At 63.3% G+C, this 16356-nt stretch carries 15 protein-coding genes and 1 tRNA gene; 3 read left to right on the forward strand and 13 right to left on the reverse strand.

Features of this window, described 5'->3' with window-relative positions; genetic code table 11:
* Positions 1 to 71: 71 nt before the first annotated feature.
* Positions 72 to 3587: a DNA-directed RNA polymerase subunit beta gene (rpoB, locus tag J7I92_RS04090; protein ID WP_214837635.1), complete on the reverse strand. Its 3516-nt coding sequence runs from the start codon at positions 3585 to 3587 to the stop codon at positions 72 to 74.
* A 295-nt stretch (positions 3588 to 3882) separates the two neighbouring features.
* Positions 3883 to 4398, reverse strand: coding sequence for a hypothetical protein (locus J7I92_RS04095; RefSeq protein ID WP_214837638.1), 516 nt, complete (start codon positions 4396 to 4398; stop codon positions 3883 to 3885).
* A gap of 210 nt (positions 4399 to 4608) precedes the next feature.
* Between J7I92_RS04095 and J7I92_RS04100 the strand changes: the two genes are divergently transcribed.
* Positions 4609 to 5808 (forward strand): acetyl-CoA C-acetyltransferase, encoded by a 1200-nt coding sequence (locus tag J7I92_RS04100; protein WP_214837641.1) that lies wholly within the window; start codon positions 4609 to 4611, stop codon positions 5806 to 5808.
* A 3-nt stretch (positions 5809 to 5811) separates the two neighbouring features.
* Positions 5812 to 6324, forward strand: a complete 513-nt coding sequence (locus J7I92_RS04105) for an aminoacyl-tRNA deacylase (RefSeq protein ID WP_214837643.1) — start codon at positions 5812 to 5814, stop codon at positions 6322 to 6324.
* 83 nt (positions 6325 to 6407) lie between these two features.
* Here the strand turns inward: J7I92_RS04105 and rplL are convergent, their stop codons facing one another.
* The 10 genes from rplL to J7I92_RS04155 all read right to left on the reverse strand — a co-directional run bounded on the left by rplL (position 6408) and on the right by J7I92_RS04155 (position 14083).
* Entirely contained in the window at positions 6408 to 6785 is a 378-nt protein-coding gene (gene rplL / locus J7I92_RS04110) for a 50S ribosomal protein L7/L12 (RefSeq protein ID WP_214837646.1), read from the reverse strand.
* Between the two features lie 77 nt (positions 6786 to 6862).
* Positions 6863 to 7453, reverse strand: a complete 591-nt coding sequence (rplJ, locus tag J7I92_RS04115) for a 50S ribosomal protein L10 (RefSeq protein WP_214837648.1) — start codon at positions 7451 to 7453, stop codon at positions 6863 to 6865.
* A gap of 298 nt (positions 7454 to 7751) precedes the next feature.
* Entirely contained in the window at positions 7752 to 8864 is a 1113-nt protein-coding gene (locus J7I92_RS04120; protein WP_214837652.1) for a GNAT family N-acetyltransferase, read from the reverse strand.
* A gap of 8 nt (positions 8865 to 8872) precedes the next feature.
* A complete protein-coding gene (locus J7I92_RS04125) occupies positions 8873 to 9991 on the reverse strand; it encodes a GNAT family N-acetyltransferase (RefSeq protein ID WP_214837655.1) in 1119 nt (372 codons plus the stop codon).
* Entirely contained in the window at positions 9973 to 11064 is a 1092-nt protein-coding gene (locus J7I92_RS04130) for a GNAT family N-acetyltransferase (RefSeq protein WP_214837659.1), read from the reverse strand. Before J7I92_RS04130 ends, J7I92_RS04125 begins: the two co-directional genes overlap by 19 nt.
* Positions 11065 to 11177: 113 nt before the next feature.
* Positions 11178 to 11885: a 50S ribosomal protein L1 gene (rplA, locus tag J7I92_RS04135; protein WP_214837662.1), complete on the reverse strand. Its 708-nt coding sequence runs from the start codon at positions 11883 to 11885 to the stop codon at positions 11178 to 11180.
* Positions 11886 to 12082: 197 nt separating this feature from the next.
* Entirely contained in the window at positions 12083 to 12514 is a 432-nt protein-coding gene (rplK, locus tag J7I92_RS04140; RefSeq protein WP_003803853.1) for a 50S ribosomal protein L11, read from the reverse strand.
* A 131-nt stretch (positions 12515 to 12645) separates the two neighbouring features.
* On the reverse strand, positions 12646 to 13530 hold the full coding sequence (gene nusG, locus J7I92_RS04145) for a transcription termination/antitermination protein NusG (RefSeq protein WP_214837665.1): 885 nt from the start codon (positions 13528 to 13530) through the stop codon (positions 12646 to 12648).
* 114 nt (positions 13531 to 13644) lie between these two features.
* Positions 13645 to 13929: a preprotein translocase subunit SecE gene (gene secE / locus J7I92_RS04150; RefSeq protein ID WP_214837668.1), complete on the reverse strand. Its 285-nt coding sequence runs from the start codon at positions 13927 to 13929 to the stop codon at positions 13645 to 13647.
* An 81-nt stretch (positions 13930 to 14010) separates the two neighbouring features.
* A tRNA-Trp gene (locus J7I92_RS04155) sits at positions 14011 to 14083 on the reverse strand.
* A 275-nt stretch (positions 14084 to 14358) separates the two neighbouring features.
* On the opposite strand from J7I92_RS04155, the gene J7I92_RS04160 reads away from it, so the two are divergent.
* The gene (locus tag J7I92_RS04160) at positions 14359 to 15576 is read left to right on the forward strand and encodes a pyridoxal phosphate-dependent aminotransferase (protein WP_214837671.1); all 1218 of its coding nucleotides are present in this window, start codon (positions 14359 to 14361) and stop codon (positions 15574 to 15576) included.
* A gap of 103 nt (positions 15577 to 15679) precedes the next feature.
* Here J7I92_RS04160 and J7I92_RS04165 read toward each other — a convergent pair whose 3' ends face one another.
* Entirely contained in the window at positions 15680 to 16312 is a 633-nt protein-coding gene (locus J7I92_RS04165; RefSeq protein ID WP_396020352.1) for a LuxR C-terminal-related transcriptional regulator, read from the reverse strand.
* Between the last annotated feature and the right edge of the window lie 44 nt (positions 16313 to 16356).

Genomic DNA, 16356 nt, shown 5'->3' on the forward strand with positions numbered 1-16356 from the left:
AAGTCTTGGGTTACGGGAAGAGGGAGGTGGGTACGACGGCGGGTGGTCACCCGCCGTCGTACCTCACCTGGCTAAACCTCTTCTACGGAACTGGGCTCTGCACGAGACAGATCGATGCCCAGTTCTTCCGCAGCCGTGAAGACTGCGTCATCAGAGTCACGCATTTCAATTGTGGTTCCGTCCGTGGAAAGCACTTCCACGTTCAGGCACAGCGACTGCATTTCCTTGATCAAGACCTTGAAGGACTCAGGAACACCCGGCTCCGGGATGTTCTCGCCCTTGACGATGGCTTCATAGACCTTCACGCGACCGTGGATATCATCCGACTTGATCGTGAGGAGTTCCTGGAGCGTGTAAGCGGCGCCGTATGCTTCGAGCGCCCACACTTCCATTTCACCGAAGCGCTGACCACCGAACTGGGCCTTACCACCCAGCGGCTGCTGCGTGATCATGGAGTACGGGCCGGTGGAGCGAGCGTGGATCTTGTCGTCCACCAAGTGGTGGAGCTTCAGGATGTACATGTAGCCGACCGAGATCGGATCCGGGAACGGTTCGCCGGAGCGGCCGTCGAACAGGCGGGTCTTGCCCGAGGAGTTGATCAGGCGGTCACCGTCGCGGGTCACGTTGGTTGAGTCGAGCAGGCCCGTGATTTCTTCTTCACGCGCACCGTCGAAGACCGGCGTTGCAACAGTGGTCTGGCCACTCTCGCGCGGCAGGTTCGGCAGCTGCTTGACCCACTCGGGCTCGCCTTCGATCTTCCAACCGGTTTTGGCAACCCAGCCGAGGTGCGTTTCGAGCACCTGGCCGACGTTCATACGGCCCGGAACACCCAGCGGGTTCAGGACGATATCAACGGGGGTACCGTCGGCAAGGAAGGGCATGTCCTCGATCGGAAGGATCTTGGAGATAACACCCTTGTTGCCGTGGCGGCCGGCGAGCTTGTCGCCGTCGGTGATCTTACGCTTGGCGGCCACGTAAACGCGGACCAGCTGGTTGACGCCCGGGGGCAGCTCGTCGTCGTTGTCGCGGTCGAAGACGCGGACGCCGATGACGGTGCCGGACTCGCCGTGCGGAACCTTCAGGGAGGTGTCGCGCACTTCGCGGGACTTCTCGCCGAAGATGGCGCGCAGCAGGCGCTCTTCCGGGGTCAGTTCGGTTTCACCCTTCGGGGTGACCTTTCCGACCAGGATGTCGCCGGCTTCAACCTCGGCACCGATGTGGATGATGCCGCGCTCGTCCAGGCCGGCCAGGACTTCCTCGGACACGTTGGGGATGTCACGGGTGATTTCCTCGGCACCAAGCTTGGTGTCGCGGGCATCGATCTCGTGCTCCTCGATGTGGATGGAGGAAAGAACGTCCTCGGCAACAATGCGCTGCGAGAGGATGATGGCGTCCTCGAAGTTGTGGCCTTCCCATGACATGAATGCCACGAGCAGGTTCTTACCGAGGGCGAGTTCACCCTGGTCCGTTGCCGGGCCGTCAGCGATGATGCCGCCGACCTCCAGGCGCTGGCCTTCGCTGACCAGGACACGGTGGTTGTAGCAGTTGCCCTGGTTGGAGCGGGCGAACTTGTTGATGCGGTAGTTGGTTTCCGTGCCGTCGTCGTTGAGCATGATGACGAGTTCAGCGGACACCTCGGTGACCACACCGGCCTTCTTCGCGATGACAACGTCACCGGCGTCGACTGCTGCGGCGCGCTCCATGCCGGTACCAACGAACGGTGCCTCGGAGCGGACCAGCGGCACGGCCTGACGCTGCATGTTGGCACCCATGAGTGCGCGGTTAGCATCGTCATGCTCGAGGAACGGGATCAGGGCCGTAGCCACGGACACCATCTGGCGCGGGGAAACGTCCATGAACTCGACCTCGGCGGCGGGAACCAGCACGGGCTCGCCTCCACCACCACGGGCGCGGACCAGGACGGTGTCCTCGGCGAACTTCTTGTTCTCGTCCAGCGGAGCGTTGGCCTGTGCGATCAGGACCTCTGCTTCGTCGTCGGCCGTCAGGTACTGGACGTCGTCGGAAACGACGCCGTCCTTCACGAGGCGGTACGGGGTTTCGATGAAGCCGAACGGGTTGATGCGGCCGTAGGATGCCAGCGAACCGATCAGACCAATGTTCGGGCCTTCAGGGGTTTCGATGGGGCACATACGTCCGTAGTGGGACGGGTGAACGTCTCGGACTTCCATGCCTGCACGGTCACGGGACAGACCACCCGGGCCAAGCGCGGACAGACGGCGCTTGTGAGTCAGACCCGACAGCGGGTTGTTCTGGTCCATGAACTGCGACAGCTGGGAGGTTCCGAAGAACTCCTTGATGGCTGCCACGACCGGGCGGATGTTGATCAGCGTCTGCGGCGTGATGGCCTCGACGTCCTGCGTGGTCATACGCTCGCGGACAACGCGCTCCATACGGGAGAGGCCGGTGCGGACCTGGTTCTCGATGAGCTCGCCGACGGCGCGGATGCGGCGGTTGCCGAAGTGGTCGATGTCATCGATCTCGACGCGCAGTTCGTGGTCCTGGCCGTCGCGCTTGCCCGTGAGGGTCTTCTCGCCGGCGTGCAGGGCAACCAGGAACTTGATCATGGCAACGATGTCTTCAACGTGCAGGACCGAGGCTTCCTTGTCGCCAAGGGAGCGGTCGATGCCAAGCTTGCGGTTGATCTTGTAACGGCCAACCTTGGCCAGATCGTAGCGCTTGGAGTTGAAGTACAGGTTGTCCAGCAGGGACTGGGCAGCCTCGACTGTGGGCGGCTCGCCCGGGCGCAGCTTCCGGTAGATGTCCAGCAAGGCGTCTTCGCGGGTTTCGGTGGCGTCCTTCTCCAGCGTTGCGCGCATGGAGTCGTACTGGCCGAACTCTTCGAGGATCTGGCCTTCGGTCCAGCCGAGGGCCTTCAGCAGCACCGTGACGGACTGCTTGCGCTTGCGGTCAAGGCGGACGCCGACCTGGTCGCGCTTGTCGATCTCGAGCTCGAACCAGGCGCCGCGGGACGGGATGATCTTCGCAGTGAAGATGTCCTTGTCGCTGGTCTTGTCGGCAGTGCGCTCAAAGTAGGCACCCGGGGAACGGACCAGCTGGGAAACAACGACACGCTCGGTGCCGTTGACGACGAAGGTGCCCTTCTCGGTCATCAGCGGGAAGTCACCCATGAACACGGTCTGCTGCTTGATTTCGCCCGTATTGTTGTTCATGAATTCGGCTTTAACGTACAGCGGAGCCGAGTACGTAGCGTCCCGGTCCTTGCACTCGGCCATGGTGTACTTGGGGTCAGCGAACTCCGGATCGGAGAAGCTCAGGGACATGGTGCCCTGGAAATCCTCGATCGGGGAGATCTCTTCGAAGATGTCGGACAGACCGGAGCTAGTGGCGACGCTGAGGTCACCTTCTTCGACGGCTTTCGCAACACGTGCCTGCCAGCGTTCGTTTCCGACCAGCCAGTCGAAGCTGTCCGTCTGGAGGGCAAGCAGATTCGGAACGTCAAGGGGTTCGTGAATCTTTGCGAATGAGAGCCGGCGAGTGGCACCATCGGTGCTGTCGGCATTGATAGCGGTAGCGTTGTTTACATTAGAGGTGCTCGAGGCGACCAAGAGGGATCCTTCCACAGACCTTCAGGCGTTTTCAGATCTCCCCCGTTGAAAGCCCTGCAGAATGACTCCGCAGCGCTACCAGTCCGGTTCCGCTATATGACCCGGGACCCACGCTGTCCATGGCGTTGCCCGTCCGGGACGGCACGTTGATGGAACAGCTGCTAGGCAAAGCCCACCGCTATATGAAGGCTGAAGGTAAACAGGGAAGACGCAAATATCTACGATACGGCAAAACTGCGCACGTGTCTACCCCACTTCCCCGCTTATTGCAAGCACTGTTGCCGAAGGCACCTAGTTACAGTCTTAAGGTCACACCTTCGGCCGTGCAGGTGCCGGCGTTGGCGAACACTGCGTCACGCACAGCATCCTTGGATTCCTGCTCCACTTCCCCACCGGATTCGACCGCCGCCGAGCGGTCGATGGCGAGCAGGCTCAGTGCGGAAAACAGGCCCTCGAGATCACCGGACACAGTCTCCTTGGCGTCTTCGGCCCGAAGGTAGATGTCCTCGTAGGCATTCGCGTCGGTGCCCGCGACAGCCTTATATTCAGCGAACAGGGTGTTGAACTTTTCGCATGCTTCCTTCGCACCGAGCGTTCCCGCCGCGTCCGCCGCCGCATCCGCGGTCGAGGCCGCCGACGAGGCCGACGTCGCATCCGCGGTTGCGGAGTCCGAGGCCGACGGCGAACCTGCCGGCGCGCTGGACGCCTCCATGGTGGGTGCACCGGTTTCGGCACCGGGACCCGCGGTGCCGGCGCAGCCCGTGAGCCCGGCCAGGCCGGCGAGTGCCAGGGCGGCAATTATCTTCTTCAACTGAACTCCTGCTTCCCCACGACGCATCTGCCCCGCGGCCGTGATTCCACCCCTACCGAAACCAGCCGTTCCCTTCGCCGCACGCCGAAACGATGGGTAGTTCTATCCGCCCATGCCGGAATGGACGCCGCCCCGCCAACGTTTGAATGGATAGGTGATTCGGCTCACGATAGCCTTGGCTTACATCGTCACTGATCGGAAGAGATAACCATGAGCAACTCGATAGACGACAACGATGTTGTCATCCTTGCTGCGGCCCGGACGCCGCAGGGCCGCCTCAATGGGCAGTTGGCGAGCTTCACCGCCGTCGAACTCGGGGCGCATGCGATCAAGGCGGCCCTCGCGGCGAGCGGCGTCGACGCCCATGAGGTGGACACGGTAATCATGGGTCAGGTGCTGCAGGCCGGAGCGGGGCAGAACCCTGCCCGGCAGAGCGCCATTGGCGCCGGCATCGGCTGGAGCGTCCCCACTGTCACCATCAACAAAGTGTGTCTTTCCGGCCTCACAGCCGTGATCGACGCCGCCCGCATGATCCGCAGCGGTGATGCCGCCGTCGTCGTCGCCGGTGGCCAGGAATCCATGACGCGCGCGCCGCACATCCTGCCGGGTTCCCGGCAGGGGTGGAATTACGGGGCCGTCCAGGCACTGGATGTCGCCGCGCATGACGGGCTGACCGACGCGTTCGACGGCCATTCGATGGGGCTTTCGACGGAAAGCAAAAACCTGGTCCTTGGCATCGACCGGACCTCCCAGGACGAGGTCGCGGCGATGTCCCACCAGCGCGCCGCCGCTGCAGCCGAGAGCGGAATTTTCGACGACGAGATCGCCCCCATCAGCGTCAAGCAGCGCAAGGGCGACCCGGTTGTGGCAGCTACGGATGAAGGCGTCCGTCCGGGGACAACGGTGGAATCGCTCGCCGGGCTGCGGGCTGCCTTTGTCAGTGACGGCACCATCACCGCGGGCAACTCCTCGCCACTGTCCGACGGCGCCTCCGCGCTGGTCCTGACCACCAGGAAATACGCGGAGGACAACGGGTTGGAATACCTTGCGGTTGTGGGAAAACCGGGCCAGGTGGCCGGCCCGGACAATTCTCTCCACTCGCAGCCGTCCAACGCGATCAAGAATGCCCTCGACCGCGCGGGCTGGACAACCGAGGATCTCGACTTCATCGAGATCAACGAGGCTTTCGGCTCTGTGGCGGTCCAGTCGCTCAAAGACCTGAAATACCCGCTGGACAAATGCAACATCCACGGCGGTGCCATCGCACTGGGGCACCCGATCGGTGCGTCCGGGGCGCGCCTGGCCGGGCACGCTGCCCACGAGCTGAAGCGGCGCGGCACCGGTAAAGCCGCCGTCGCCCTGTGCGGCGGAGGCGGCCAGGGCGAGGCCCTCCTCCTGTACCGGGACTGACGGATGGCTCGGAACGCCGACGGCGGCACGCCCGGCAACGGCGGCACCGGCGACGGCAGGGAGCGCTTCCTTGCCGACGCCGCCGCCCGCGGGCTGGAGGTCCAGCTCGTGGAGCGCCTCGCGGCGAAAAGCCTTGAGGACGCCGCGCGGATTCTGGGCATCACGCCGGCGGACATCGTGAAGTCCCTGGTGGTCAAGCACAAGGACGGCAGCTTCCTGTTTGCCCTGGTTCCGGGTGACCGCCAGATTTCCTGGCCGAAGCTCCGCTCCCTGCTCGGTGTCAACAAGCTCTCGCTGCCACCGGCCGACGTCGCACTGGAGGCTACGGGCTACGAACGGGGCACCATCACGCCGCTCGGCAGCAGCAATCCGTGGCCTGTTTATGCAGACATGGCAATCACAGGCCGACGCATCTCCATGGGGGCCGGCCAGCACGGCTACAGCGCCTTCGTGGATGCCGATGCCCTGACCACCGCGCTGGACGCCGTGGTGGCGGACATCAGCGATCCCGGGTAGAACGCAGGAAACCCCGCCCACCGGAGTGGACGGGGTTTCCCGGAGCAGGATGGAAAGCTAAAAGCCTTCCGGAGCTGCGAGTGTTACTTGAGGGTAACGGTGGCGCCGGCAGCCTCGAGCTGCTCCTTGGCCTTCTCTGCAGCTTCCTTGGTGGCGCCTTCGAGGACAGCCTTGGGAGCGCTGTCAACCAGGTCCTTGGCTTCCTTGAGGCCGAGGGAGGTGATGGCGCGGACTTCCTTGATCACTGCGATCTTCTTGTCGCCAGCAGCTTCGAGGACGACGTCGAAGTCGGTCTTCTCTTCAGCTTCTTCAGCGGCTGCGCCACCGGCGGGGCCGGCAACAGCAACAGCAGCTGCGGTAACTTCGAAGGTCTCTTCGAAGAGCTTGACGAACTCGGAGAGCTCGATGATGGTCAGTTCCTTGAAAGCTTCAATGAGCTCTTCGTTGCTGAGCTTCGCCATGGTGTGGCGTCCTTCCTATAGGTGGTGCTTGGCGGCCGGGGCCGTTGCCTCACACCGGAGTCTGGTTTGAAAGAGAGTTAGTTCTCTTCGGTGGCTGCGGCTTCGGCCGGAGCTTCGGTCTCTGCTGCTTCTGCGGCCGGGGCTTCTTCAGCGGCGGGAGCTTCGGCAGCTGCCGGTGCACCGTTCTCTTCTTCAAGCTTGATGCGCAGGGCGTCGATGATGCGTGCGGCAGCGGCAGCAGGAGCCTTGAGGATGCCTGCAACCTTGGCGAGCTGCAGCTCGCGGGACTCGAGTGCTGCCAGGGCAGCAACTTCGCTGGCGTTCAATGCCTTGCCCTCGAAGTAACCGGTCTTGATAACCAGCTGCTTGTTGGTCTTGGCAAAATCCGTCAGGCTCTTGGCAGCTGCAACTGCGTCACCCTTGATGAACGCGATTGCAGTGGGGCCGGCGAGCTGACCGTCGAATGCTTCGACACCAGCTTCCTTGGCTGCAATTGCGGTCAGGGTGTTCTTGACGACCGCGAACTTGGTGTCCTGGCCGAGAGAAACACGCAGCTGCTTGAGCTGTGCAACGGTGAGCCCACGGTATTCGGTCAGGACAGCGGCGTTCGATTCCTTGAAATCGTTAGTGATCTCAGCTACTGCTGAAACCTTGGTAGGCGTTGCCATAACCCTCCTTCCGGGGATAGTGCCGGTATTCCGGGTCCCCGCTCAGGTGAGCTAAAACTAAAAACGCCCCGCGCAGATGCACGGGGCTTGGCTCGACACGGTCCATGACTGTGGAGCCTTACTTCGTTCACCTGCGCTGGCCGCCCTATGTTCAGGGTCCTTCGTCCGGAAACCCACTGGCTCTCCCGCGCACAACTGCAGTATTGAGCAATGCCCTGGAGAGTGGATTTCCAACAACCGACGGTCTTTGGTAGTTCAAGCTTACGGGGAACGCCGCCCGTACTCCAAATCGGAGGCCTTAGCTGCTGCTCGGCCCGAGGTCCGGGAGATCCTTCTGCCAGATTCCCGTCACACCTGCCGTGGTGAACCCCAGCTGCTGGTTCACCTTGAGCAGGTACCTGTTCTCCGGGGCGTTCCACGTATAGATGACCCTGGCATCGGGGAACTGTTCGGTCAGGCGCTCCATGTTGGCCACCTTGATCAGCAGGCCAAGCTTGTTGCCCCGGTGTTCCTGCATCACCACGGTGTCGTCCTGGAACACCACGTCCTGCCGCTGGGACAGGACGCTGATGGTGGTCAGGCCCACCAGCGTTCCGGTGGCGATATGTTCGACGGCGGTGACCACCGTCCGCCGGCCCTGCGCGATGGTGGCCTCTTCCGCCTCCCTGATCATGGCGCCGTCGAACACCATCTGTTCTTCGGTACTCGAAGCCGGAACGGTGTCCTCGCCGGCCTGGTTTTCCAGCGCGGCCACTGCTTCGAGCCACCGGTCCGGGCACCTGTCCGTCCAGTGGTGCAGGCGGTAGCGGCCCGCGTTGGCTTGTTCAGCTTCGTCCGTGAGCTCCGCGACCAGCTTGGTGTCCAGCGGCAGCAGGCATGAGCTGAACTGCTCGATGTGCTGCAGCGTGTAGCCGGTCTTGCGGGCAAACTCCACTTCGCGGCTTCCCATCGGAACGAAACCCAGCCCGGAGCCGGGGACCAGCTGGTCGTCCAGGACGCTGCTCAGCGAGACTCCGGGATGGTTGGTGTCCACCAGGATCATGCTCCGGCCTTCGCCGCGGGCAAACTGCTCGGCCGCTTCCAGCAGCTGGCGGCCCACGCCCTGGCGCTGGAATTCCGGCAGGATGTCCAGCGTGAATTCGGCGAGGTCCAGGTTGTCAGCCAGGGGCAGTGCGATGTCCGCCGTGCCCACGATTTCGCCGTCCACCCTGGCCACGAGGATCACCTGGCGTTCGTAGGGATCGGCAAGTTCCAGGAGCTTCTCCAGCGGCGTGTACGCAAGATCGTCACTCCCCCACGTCTGCATCCGAACTTTCCGGCCCACTTCGACGGCGGCCAGGAAATCGGCGCTGTCCGGCCCGTCGAGGGAATCGGGAATCCAGAGTTGTTCGATCCGTACGTCTTGTGCCATAGAGGGCGTCATTCCAGTCGTTTCTGCCACTCACCTTCAAAGCCGGCGGGCTTGAATCCAAGCGAAATATTTATCGCCAGCATATGCCGGTTTTCGCTGGCATTCCATGTGATGACGGACGCGGCCGCTGGCCAGATCTCTTGGGCGCGCCGGATGTTTGCGATTTTGACCAGCAGGCCAAGGCGGTGCCCGCGGTGGGGTCCTGCCACAAGCGTGTCCTCCTGGATCAGCACGTGGGGCCGCTCCGGCCGGTAGCTGAGCACCGTGTACGCTGCCAGCTCCCCCGTGCCTGCATGCTGGACCGCCGCCACCAAGGGTATTACCCCGCTGCGCGCCCAGCGTTGTTCCTCGTCGCGCACCCTCGCTGCGTCCCACTCTTCGATCTCTGCTTCCAGCCCCGCTGTTGGCACGTCGGCACTCATCCGCCCCTTCAGGACTGCGTAGGCGTCCACCAGCGGCGCCGGACAGCTGCCTTCCCAGCCCACCACCCGGTATCCTCTGGCGTGTACCAGGGCGCCGGCCTCCAGCGTGGCCAGCAGTCCGGGGTCGACGGGCAGGGCAAGCCTGCTGGACCTTTCCACCTGCTCCAGTTCGTAACCGCAGGCCAGGGCGAAGCGGGTGGAGGCAAGGTTCAAGGGCACGCCGCCACTCCCCGATTTCGCCGGCAGTTCTTCATGGTCCGGCCCCACCAGCTCATCCCACGGCTGGACCGGCTCCTCACAATAGCCTTCAAAAACCTTGCGTTCGCGGCCGCGCCCCTTCTCCTCGGCAACCGCCAGCAAGCGCCGACCGATGCCCTGCCGCCGGAACCGGGCATCAACCAGCACTTCGATCCAGGCCACGCCAGTGTTCTCCTTGAGCGGCAGCACCACTGAGCAGGTTCCCGCCGGGACGCCATCCAGCCTGGCCAGGAACTGCAGGCGTTCCTCGTACTCCGTACCCCGCCAATACTCCTGGTCCTCCCGGAGGGTGGATCCTCGGTCCAGGTTTCCCCACTTGGCCAGATGGTGCGCATCGCGGAGGTCGCGGCAGGCACGCAGGTCCGCGCCACGTTCGGTCCCCTCGTCCCCGGGCTCGTGGACGGCGACGGCGGTGATCGCCAAGCCCTTCACACTGACTTCTGCCATTCGCCGTCGTACCCAGCGGGCCGGAATCCGAGCGCCACGTTGATGGAGAGCATGTGATCGTTTTCGGCGGCGTTGAAAGTAGTGATGCGCTCGACGTCCGGATAGCCGGCCAGCAGCCGGCGCAGGTTCAGGATTTTCACCAGCATGCCCAGCCGGTGCCCGCGGTGATAGCTGGCCACGAGGGTATCGTCCTGATTGGCTATCCAAGGCTTGGCCGGGGAAACCTGCAGCACTGAGTACGCGGCCAACTCGCCGGTTTCACGGTGCCGTGCACAGGCCACCAAGGAGTCCTGTCCGGCCTTCTTCCACTTGTTCTCCACGTGCCTGACCCTGGCAGCATCCCAGGCCTCTTCGTCGTAACTGAGGCCGCCGGCAGGTGAATCGGTGATCATCCGCGACATGAGGACCGCGAGCTGGTCCACGTATTCGTCCGGGCACGTGTCCGTCCAATGGAGGAGTTCATAGCGCTCCCCTGCCCGCTCGGCCGCCTCCTGCTCAAGCCGGTCCAGGGCGTCACCGTCCGGCGGCAGTGTAAGTGAACTGAACCGCGATACCTGTTCGAGCCGATAACCCGCCTTTAACGCGAACCGGACGCTGCGGGCATCCGAGGGCAGGACGCCGCTTCCTGTGCCGGGGCGGAGCAAGCCCGGACCGTCCGCGGCAAAATCGGCCGGGTGCTCCGTAAAGCTCTGCAATGTAGTACGGCCACGTGCTGCAGCGACTTCCTCGGCATGTGCGAGCAGCGTGCGGCCGATACCGCGGCCGCTGTAGGCCTTCAGGACGTCCACTCGAAGGATCGCAGTATGGACGTTGTCCTGGAGTGCGAGCCGGATCCAGGACCTGGCAACCATACGGCCGTCCTGCCGCACGTAGAAGAGCCGAAGCTGGCTGTATGGGCTCTCCCGCCAGTACTCCAGCCGGGCGCCTGGCGGTGAAGTGCGGTCAGGATTGCTCCAGGTCTCAAGCACCAGGGCATCGCTGAGCGCCCCGAATTCCAGGAACTCACCGGCGTCCGGTGCATCGATGGCGACGGGCAGGACGAGTGGTTCTATGACGTAGGGCGCTGTAGGCACGGGGACAGCCTAGCCGCCTGCCGGGCTCCTGCAAACGAGAGAAGTGCAGACGCAGAAAGACCGCCCCGCAGAAGCGGGACGGTCTTTCTGTTGTCCTGTGGACCTGGTGAGGATTAGACCTCGGTCAGGACCTTGGTGACGTTCGGGTCAACGGAGATGCCCGGACCGAACGTGGTGGCCACGGTGGCCTTCTGGATGTAGCGGCCCTTGGAAGCGGACGGCTTCAGGCGAAGAACCTCTTCCAGTGCTGCTGCGTAGTTCTCGGCCAGCTTGACGGCGTCGAAGGAAACCTTGCCGATGATGAAGTGCAGGTTCGAGTGCTTGTCGACGCGGAAGTCGATCTTGCCGCCCTTGATGTCGTTGACAGCCTTGGTGACGTCAGGGGTCACGGTGCCGGTCTTCGGGTTCGGCATCAGGTTACGCGGACCCAGGACCTTACCGAGGCGGCCAACCTTGCCCATGAGGTCAGGGGTGGCGACGGCGGCGTCGAAGTCGGTCCAGCCGGCTGCGATCTTTTCGATCAGATCATCGGAACCAACGAAGTCGGCGCCGGCAGCGATTGCTGCCTCAGCCTTGTCGCCCGTTGCGAAAACGAGGACGCGGGCAACCTTACCGGTGCCGTGCGGCAGGTTAACGGTGCCGCGGACCATCTGGTCAGCCTTACGCGGGTCTACACCCAAACGGAAAGCGACCTCAATGGTGGCGTCGAACTTGGACGGGTTGGTGTCCTTGGCGAGCGTCACTGCCTCGAACGGCGCGTAGGACTTCTCCGCGTCGATCTTGGCGGCGGCTGCCTCATATGCTTTGCTGCGCTTTGCCATGCTGCTTATTCTCCTTGTGCAGTTGTGGTCTGCGGACCGCGCTGGGCCCTGCCACAGTTGGTTTATCCGGCTGGTTTATCCGGACCGGAATTCCAACATTTCAATGTTTCTATGGTGCCGGTCTCCCGGCGGTGCCGTCCGGCGTCGTGATCGGTTGCTTATTTGTCCGATTCCCGAGCCGCATCAGCGATGGGGAATTAACCCTCGACGGTGATACCCATGGAGCGGGCGGTGCCGGCGATGATCTTCGCTGCGCCTTCGAGGCTCGTGGCGTTGAGGTCTTCCATCTTGGTGGAGGCGATCTCGTTGACCTGGGCCTGGGTCAGCTTGGCAACCTTGACGGTGTGCGGGGTAGCTGAACCCTTGGCAACGCCTGCAGCCTTCTTGATGAGCTCTGCAGCCGGCGGGGTCTTGGTGATGAACGTGAATGAACGGTCTTCGTAGACGGTGATTTCAACCGGAATAACGTTGCCGCGCTGGGCTTCCGTCGCAGCGTTGTACGCCTTGCAGAATTCCATGATGTTGACACCGTGCTGGCCAAGCGCAGGACCGATCGGCGGGGCCGGGTTGGCGGCACCTGCCTGGATCTGCAGCTTGATGAGGCCGGTGACCTTCTTCTTGGGAGCCAATGTAGGGTCCTTCTCTCAATTACGTCCTGGGACACAGGAGCGTGCCTCAGGTTGGTGGCCGCCATGGCGAGGCGGCCGGCCGCTTCGTGGCTGCTAAGCGGGCAGCCCCGGAGCGAATTCTGTGGGTGTTGCTAGATCTTGGTGACCTGGTTGAACGCCAGGGTGACCGGGGTCTCGCGTTCGAAGATGGAAACCAACACCACGAGTGTCTGGGAATCGACCTTGATCTCGGAGATCGTGGCGGGAAGGGTCTCGAACGGGCCTTCCTTGACGATGACGGACTCGCCAACTTCGAAGTCGACGTCCACGGGAGCCTGGTGCTGCTTGTTGACCGGCTTGCCCTTCTCGGCCTGCTCTTCTTCGAAGACCGGGGCGAGCATGGAGAAGACCTCGTCGAGGCGCAGCGGCACGGGGTTGTGGGCGTTGCCCACGAAGCCGGTGACACCGGGGGTGTGGCGAACGGCGCCCCAGGATGCATCCGTCAGGTCCATGCGGACGAGGACATAACCGGGGATGCGGACGCGGTTGATGACCTTGCGCTGGGCGTTCTTGATCTCCACGACTTCTTCCATGGGGACCTGGATTTCGAAGATGTAATCTTCCATGTCCAGGGTCTGGATGCGGGTTTCAAGGTTTGCCTTGACGCGGTTTTCGTAACCTGCGTAGGAGTGGATGACATACCAGTCACCTTCCTGGCGGCGCAGCTTGGCCTTGAATTCCTCAGCCGGATCGACGTCGGCCTTGGCGGCCGCTGCGGCCAGGACATCGCCCTGCTCTTCGTCGGAGTCGTCCTCGGACGCCTCGGCGGTCGCATCAGCGTCGTCATCAGCATCAGCTTCAGCATCAGCGTCGTCTTCGGCGTCGTCATCAGCGTCGGCTTCGGAGGAATCGTCGATGGAATCGGGCGCAGCAGAATCAGCCTCGGACTCTTCCCCGGCTACCGCCGCGGCGTCAGCTGCGCTGTCCGTGGACCCATCCAGCTCAGTCTCAGTTACCTCGAGCTCCTGCTCAGACACTTGGTCTCCTGCTTCCTCATTGCCTAACATGCCTATTTAAATGGCTCAATTCCGCACACCCCGTGAAAACCTCCGGATCACCGGAAAATCCACGCGGTCTGCGGACGGATCGCCTTAGCGGTCCGTGGGGCCTGTGCCGCCGAAGACCCAGCTCACTCCGGTCCCGAAAGCCAGGTCCAGGACGGTAACGATGAGCATCATAATGGTCACGAACACCAGCACCACGAGCGTGTAGTTGATCAGTTCTTTGCGGGTGGGTGCGACGACCTTCTTCAGTTCGCCGATGACCTGGCGGAAGAAAAGTGCGATGCGAGCGAAGAAGCCTGCCTTTGCGGCGTTCTTAGCGGGGCGGCCCTTGGAGCTGCTTGCAGCCGTTTCGGTCACCTGGTCCTCACTCATCCTCGCAAATCTCGGATACCCGGCTCTGAACTGAACCATGGTTGCTGCGCCGGCTCCGGCTAACCGCCGGAACCGCTTGCGCAGGGCAGACAGGACTCGAACCTGCAACCTGCGGTTTTGGAGACCGCTGCGCTACCAATTGCGCCACTACCCTATGGATCGAAAACCAACGGCACCACACTTCCCGCAGACTCCACGGGGCGCAGACCATCATCGTGTTTTCAACACCGGAGAACTAGTCTACGCAACAACTGCGCTTACGTCGAACCAGCCTCATTTTCGGACTTTCATTGCGGCTGCCGGGACTGCCTACCGGGACACGGTCACATTCCTGGCCATCACGCTGAACGATCCGCTGAACAGCATAGAGTAGATCTCGTCGAATCCCACATCCAGCCATCGAGCTGCAAGCGAAGAATGGACCCCGCCATGCCTGCCGCCCGCGTTTCCCAACGCATTTCCGCTATCGCCGAATCCGCCACCCTGGCAGTTGATGCCAAGGCCAAGGCACTCAAGGCAGCCGGACGGCCGGTCATCGGCTTCGGTGCCGGGGAACCCGATTTCCCGACGCCCGGCTACATCGTCCAGGCCGCCATTGATGCCGCCAGCCAGCCCAAGTACCACCGCTACTCCCCCGCGGCCGGGCTGCCGGAGCTCAAGCAGGCCATCGCGGACAAGACGTTCCGGGATTCCGGCTACAAGGCCGAGGCATCACAGGTTCTGGTGACGAACGGCGGCAAGCAGGCCGTCTACAACACCTTCGCCACGCTGGTTGATCCGGGCGACGAAGTCATTGTTCCCACACCCTTCTGGACCACCTATCCCGAAGCCATCCGGCTGGCCGGCGGTGTGCCGGTAGAAGTTTTCGCCGGCCCGGAGCAGGAATACCTCGTCACCGTGGAGCAGCTTGAAGCCGCCCTCACCGAGCGCACCAAGATCCTGCTGTTCGTCTCGCCGTCCAACCCCACGGGGTCCGTGTACTCTCCCGAACAGGTCCGCGAGATCGGCCTCTGGGCTGCCTCAAAGGGCCTGTGGGTTGTCACTGACGAAATCTACGAGCACCTGACCTACGACGACGTTCCGTTCACGTCCATTGCGACGGCGGTTCCCGAACTCGGCGACAAGGTGGTCATCCTCAACGGCGTTGCCAAGACCTACGCCATGACCGGATGGCGCGTGGGCTGGATGATCGGCCCGGCGGACGTCATCAAGGCGGCCACCAACCTGCAGTCGCACGCCACCTCCAACGTTTCCAACATTCCCCAGATCGCCGCCCTAGCTGCCGTGTCCGGCCCGCTCACCGCAGTGGACGAGATGAAGGTGGCCTTCGACCGCCGCCGGAAGGCTATCGTTGCCGGCCTGAACGCCATCGACGGGGTGGAATGCCCGACGCCGAAGGGCGCCTTCTACGTCTACGCGGATGTCCGCGGCCTGCTGGGCAAGGAGTTCGAGACGGAGAACGGAACGGTCCGTCCGCAGACTTCCGCTGAGCTCGCCGCGCTCATCCTCGACGAGGTGGAGGTTGCGGTTGTTCCGGGCGAGGCCTTCGGCCCGTCAGGCTACCTGCGTCTCTCCTACGCCCTTGGCGACGACGACCTTGCCACCGGCGTCGCGCGGCTCCAGGGCTTCCTCGGCAAGGCCAAATAGGCACGCTCTCTCACTTCCTGCAGGAAATACCCAAACGCTCTCTCACCCGGTGAGAGAGCGTTTGTGGTTAAGCGGCAGGAAGTGAGAGAGCATCCGGGGCGGGTTAGAGGAGCCGGCGCTCGGCCGCCCACTTGGTCAGTTCGTGGCGGCTGGAGAGCTGCAGCTTGCGCAGCACGGCCGAGACGTGGGTCTCCACGGTCTTGATGGAGATGAAGAGCTCCTTGGCCACTTCCTTGTAGCTGTAGCCCCTCGCAATGAGCCGCATGACCTCCAGTTCGCGGGCCGAGAGGCGGTCGAGTTCGTCGTCGGCGATGTCCGCCGGCGCAGTGCCGAAAGCGTCCAGGACGAACCCGGCGAGCCGCGGCGAAAAGACGGCGTCGCCGCCGGCCACGCGCAGCACGGCGTCGGTTATTTCGGCTCCGGAGATGCTTTTGGTCACATAGCCCCGGGCCCCCGCGCGGATGACGGAAACCACATCTTCTGCGGCATCCGAGACGCTCAACGCGAGGAACCTGGTGCTTGCCAGCAGGGCAGCAGATCCGGAAATTACTTCGCGTCCTCCGCCGCCCAATCCGCCCGGGAGGTGCACGTCCAGGAGCACCACCTGGGGCCGCGTCTGCGCGATCACGGCGATGGCCTGCTCGACTGTCCCGGCCTCCCCCACCACGGTGACCCGGTCGTCGAGGTCCGCTTTGAGCCCCGAACGGAAGATGGCATGGTCGTCCACGATGACCACGCGGATGGCTGGAACGCCTCCTGCATGCGCGTCCCCTGTGCCGA

The organism is Arthrobacter sp. ISL-72 (genome assembly GCF_018613755.1).
In the GTDB taxonomy this organism is placed as follows: domain Bacteria; phylum Actinomycetota; class Actinomycetes; order Actinomycetales; family Micrococcaceae; genus Arthrobacter.

Coding starts and splice junctions, on each gene's coding strand:
- J7I92_RS04125 (WP_214837655.1), bottom strand. CDS start 9,991: ATGGCAGAAGTCAGTGTGAAGGGCTTGGCGATCACCGCCGTCGCCGTC.
- J7I92_RS04160 (WP_214837671.1), top strand. CDS start 14,359: ATGCCTGCCGCCCGCGTTTCCCAACGCATTTCCGCTATCGCCGAATCC.
- J7I92_RS04100 (WP_214837641.1), top strand. CDS start 4,609: ATGAGCAACTCGATAGACGACAACGATGTTGTCATCCTTGCTGCGGCC.
- secE (WP_214837668.1), bottom strand. CDS start 13,929: ATGAGTGAGGACCAGGTGACCGAAACGGCTGCAAGCAGCTCCAAGGGC.
- J7I92_RS04105 (WP_214837643.1), top strand. CDS start 5,812: ATGGCTCGGAACGCCGACGGCGGCACGCCCGGCAACGGCGGCACCGGC.
- J7I92_RS04120 (WP_214837652.1), bottom strand. CDS start 8,864: ATGGCACAAGACGTACGGATCGAACAACTCTGGATTCCCGATTCCCTC.
- rplJ (WP_214837648.1), bottom strand. CDS start 7,453: ATGGCAACGCCTACCAAGGTTTCAGCAGTAGCTGAGATCACTAACGAT.
- rplL (WP_214837646.1), bottom strand. CDS start 6,785: ATGGCGAAGCTCAGCAACGAAGAGCTCATTGAAGCTTTCAAGGAACTG.
- rplA (WP_214837662.1), bottom strand. CDS start 11,885: ATGGCAAAGCGCAGCAAAGCATATGAGGCAGCCGCCGCCAAGATCGAC.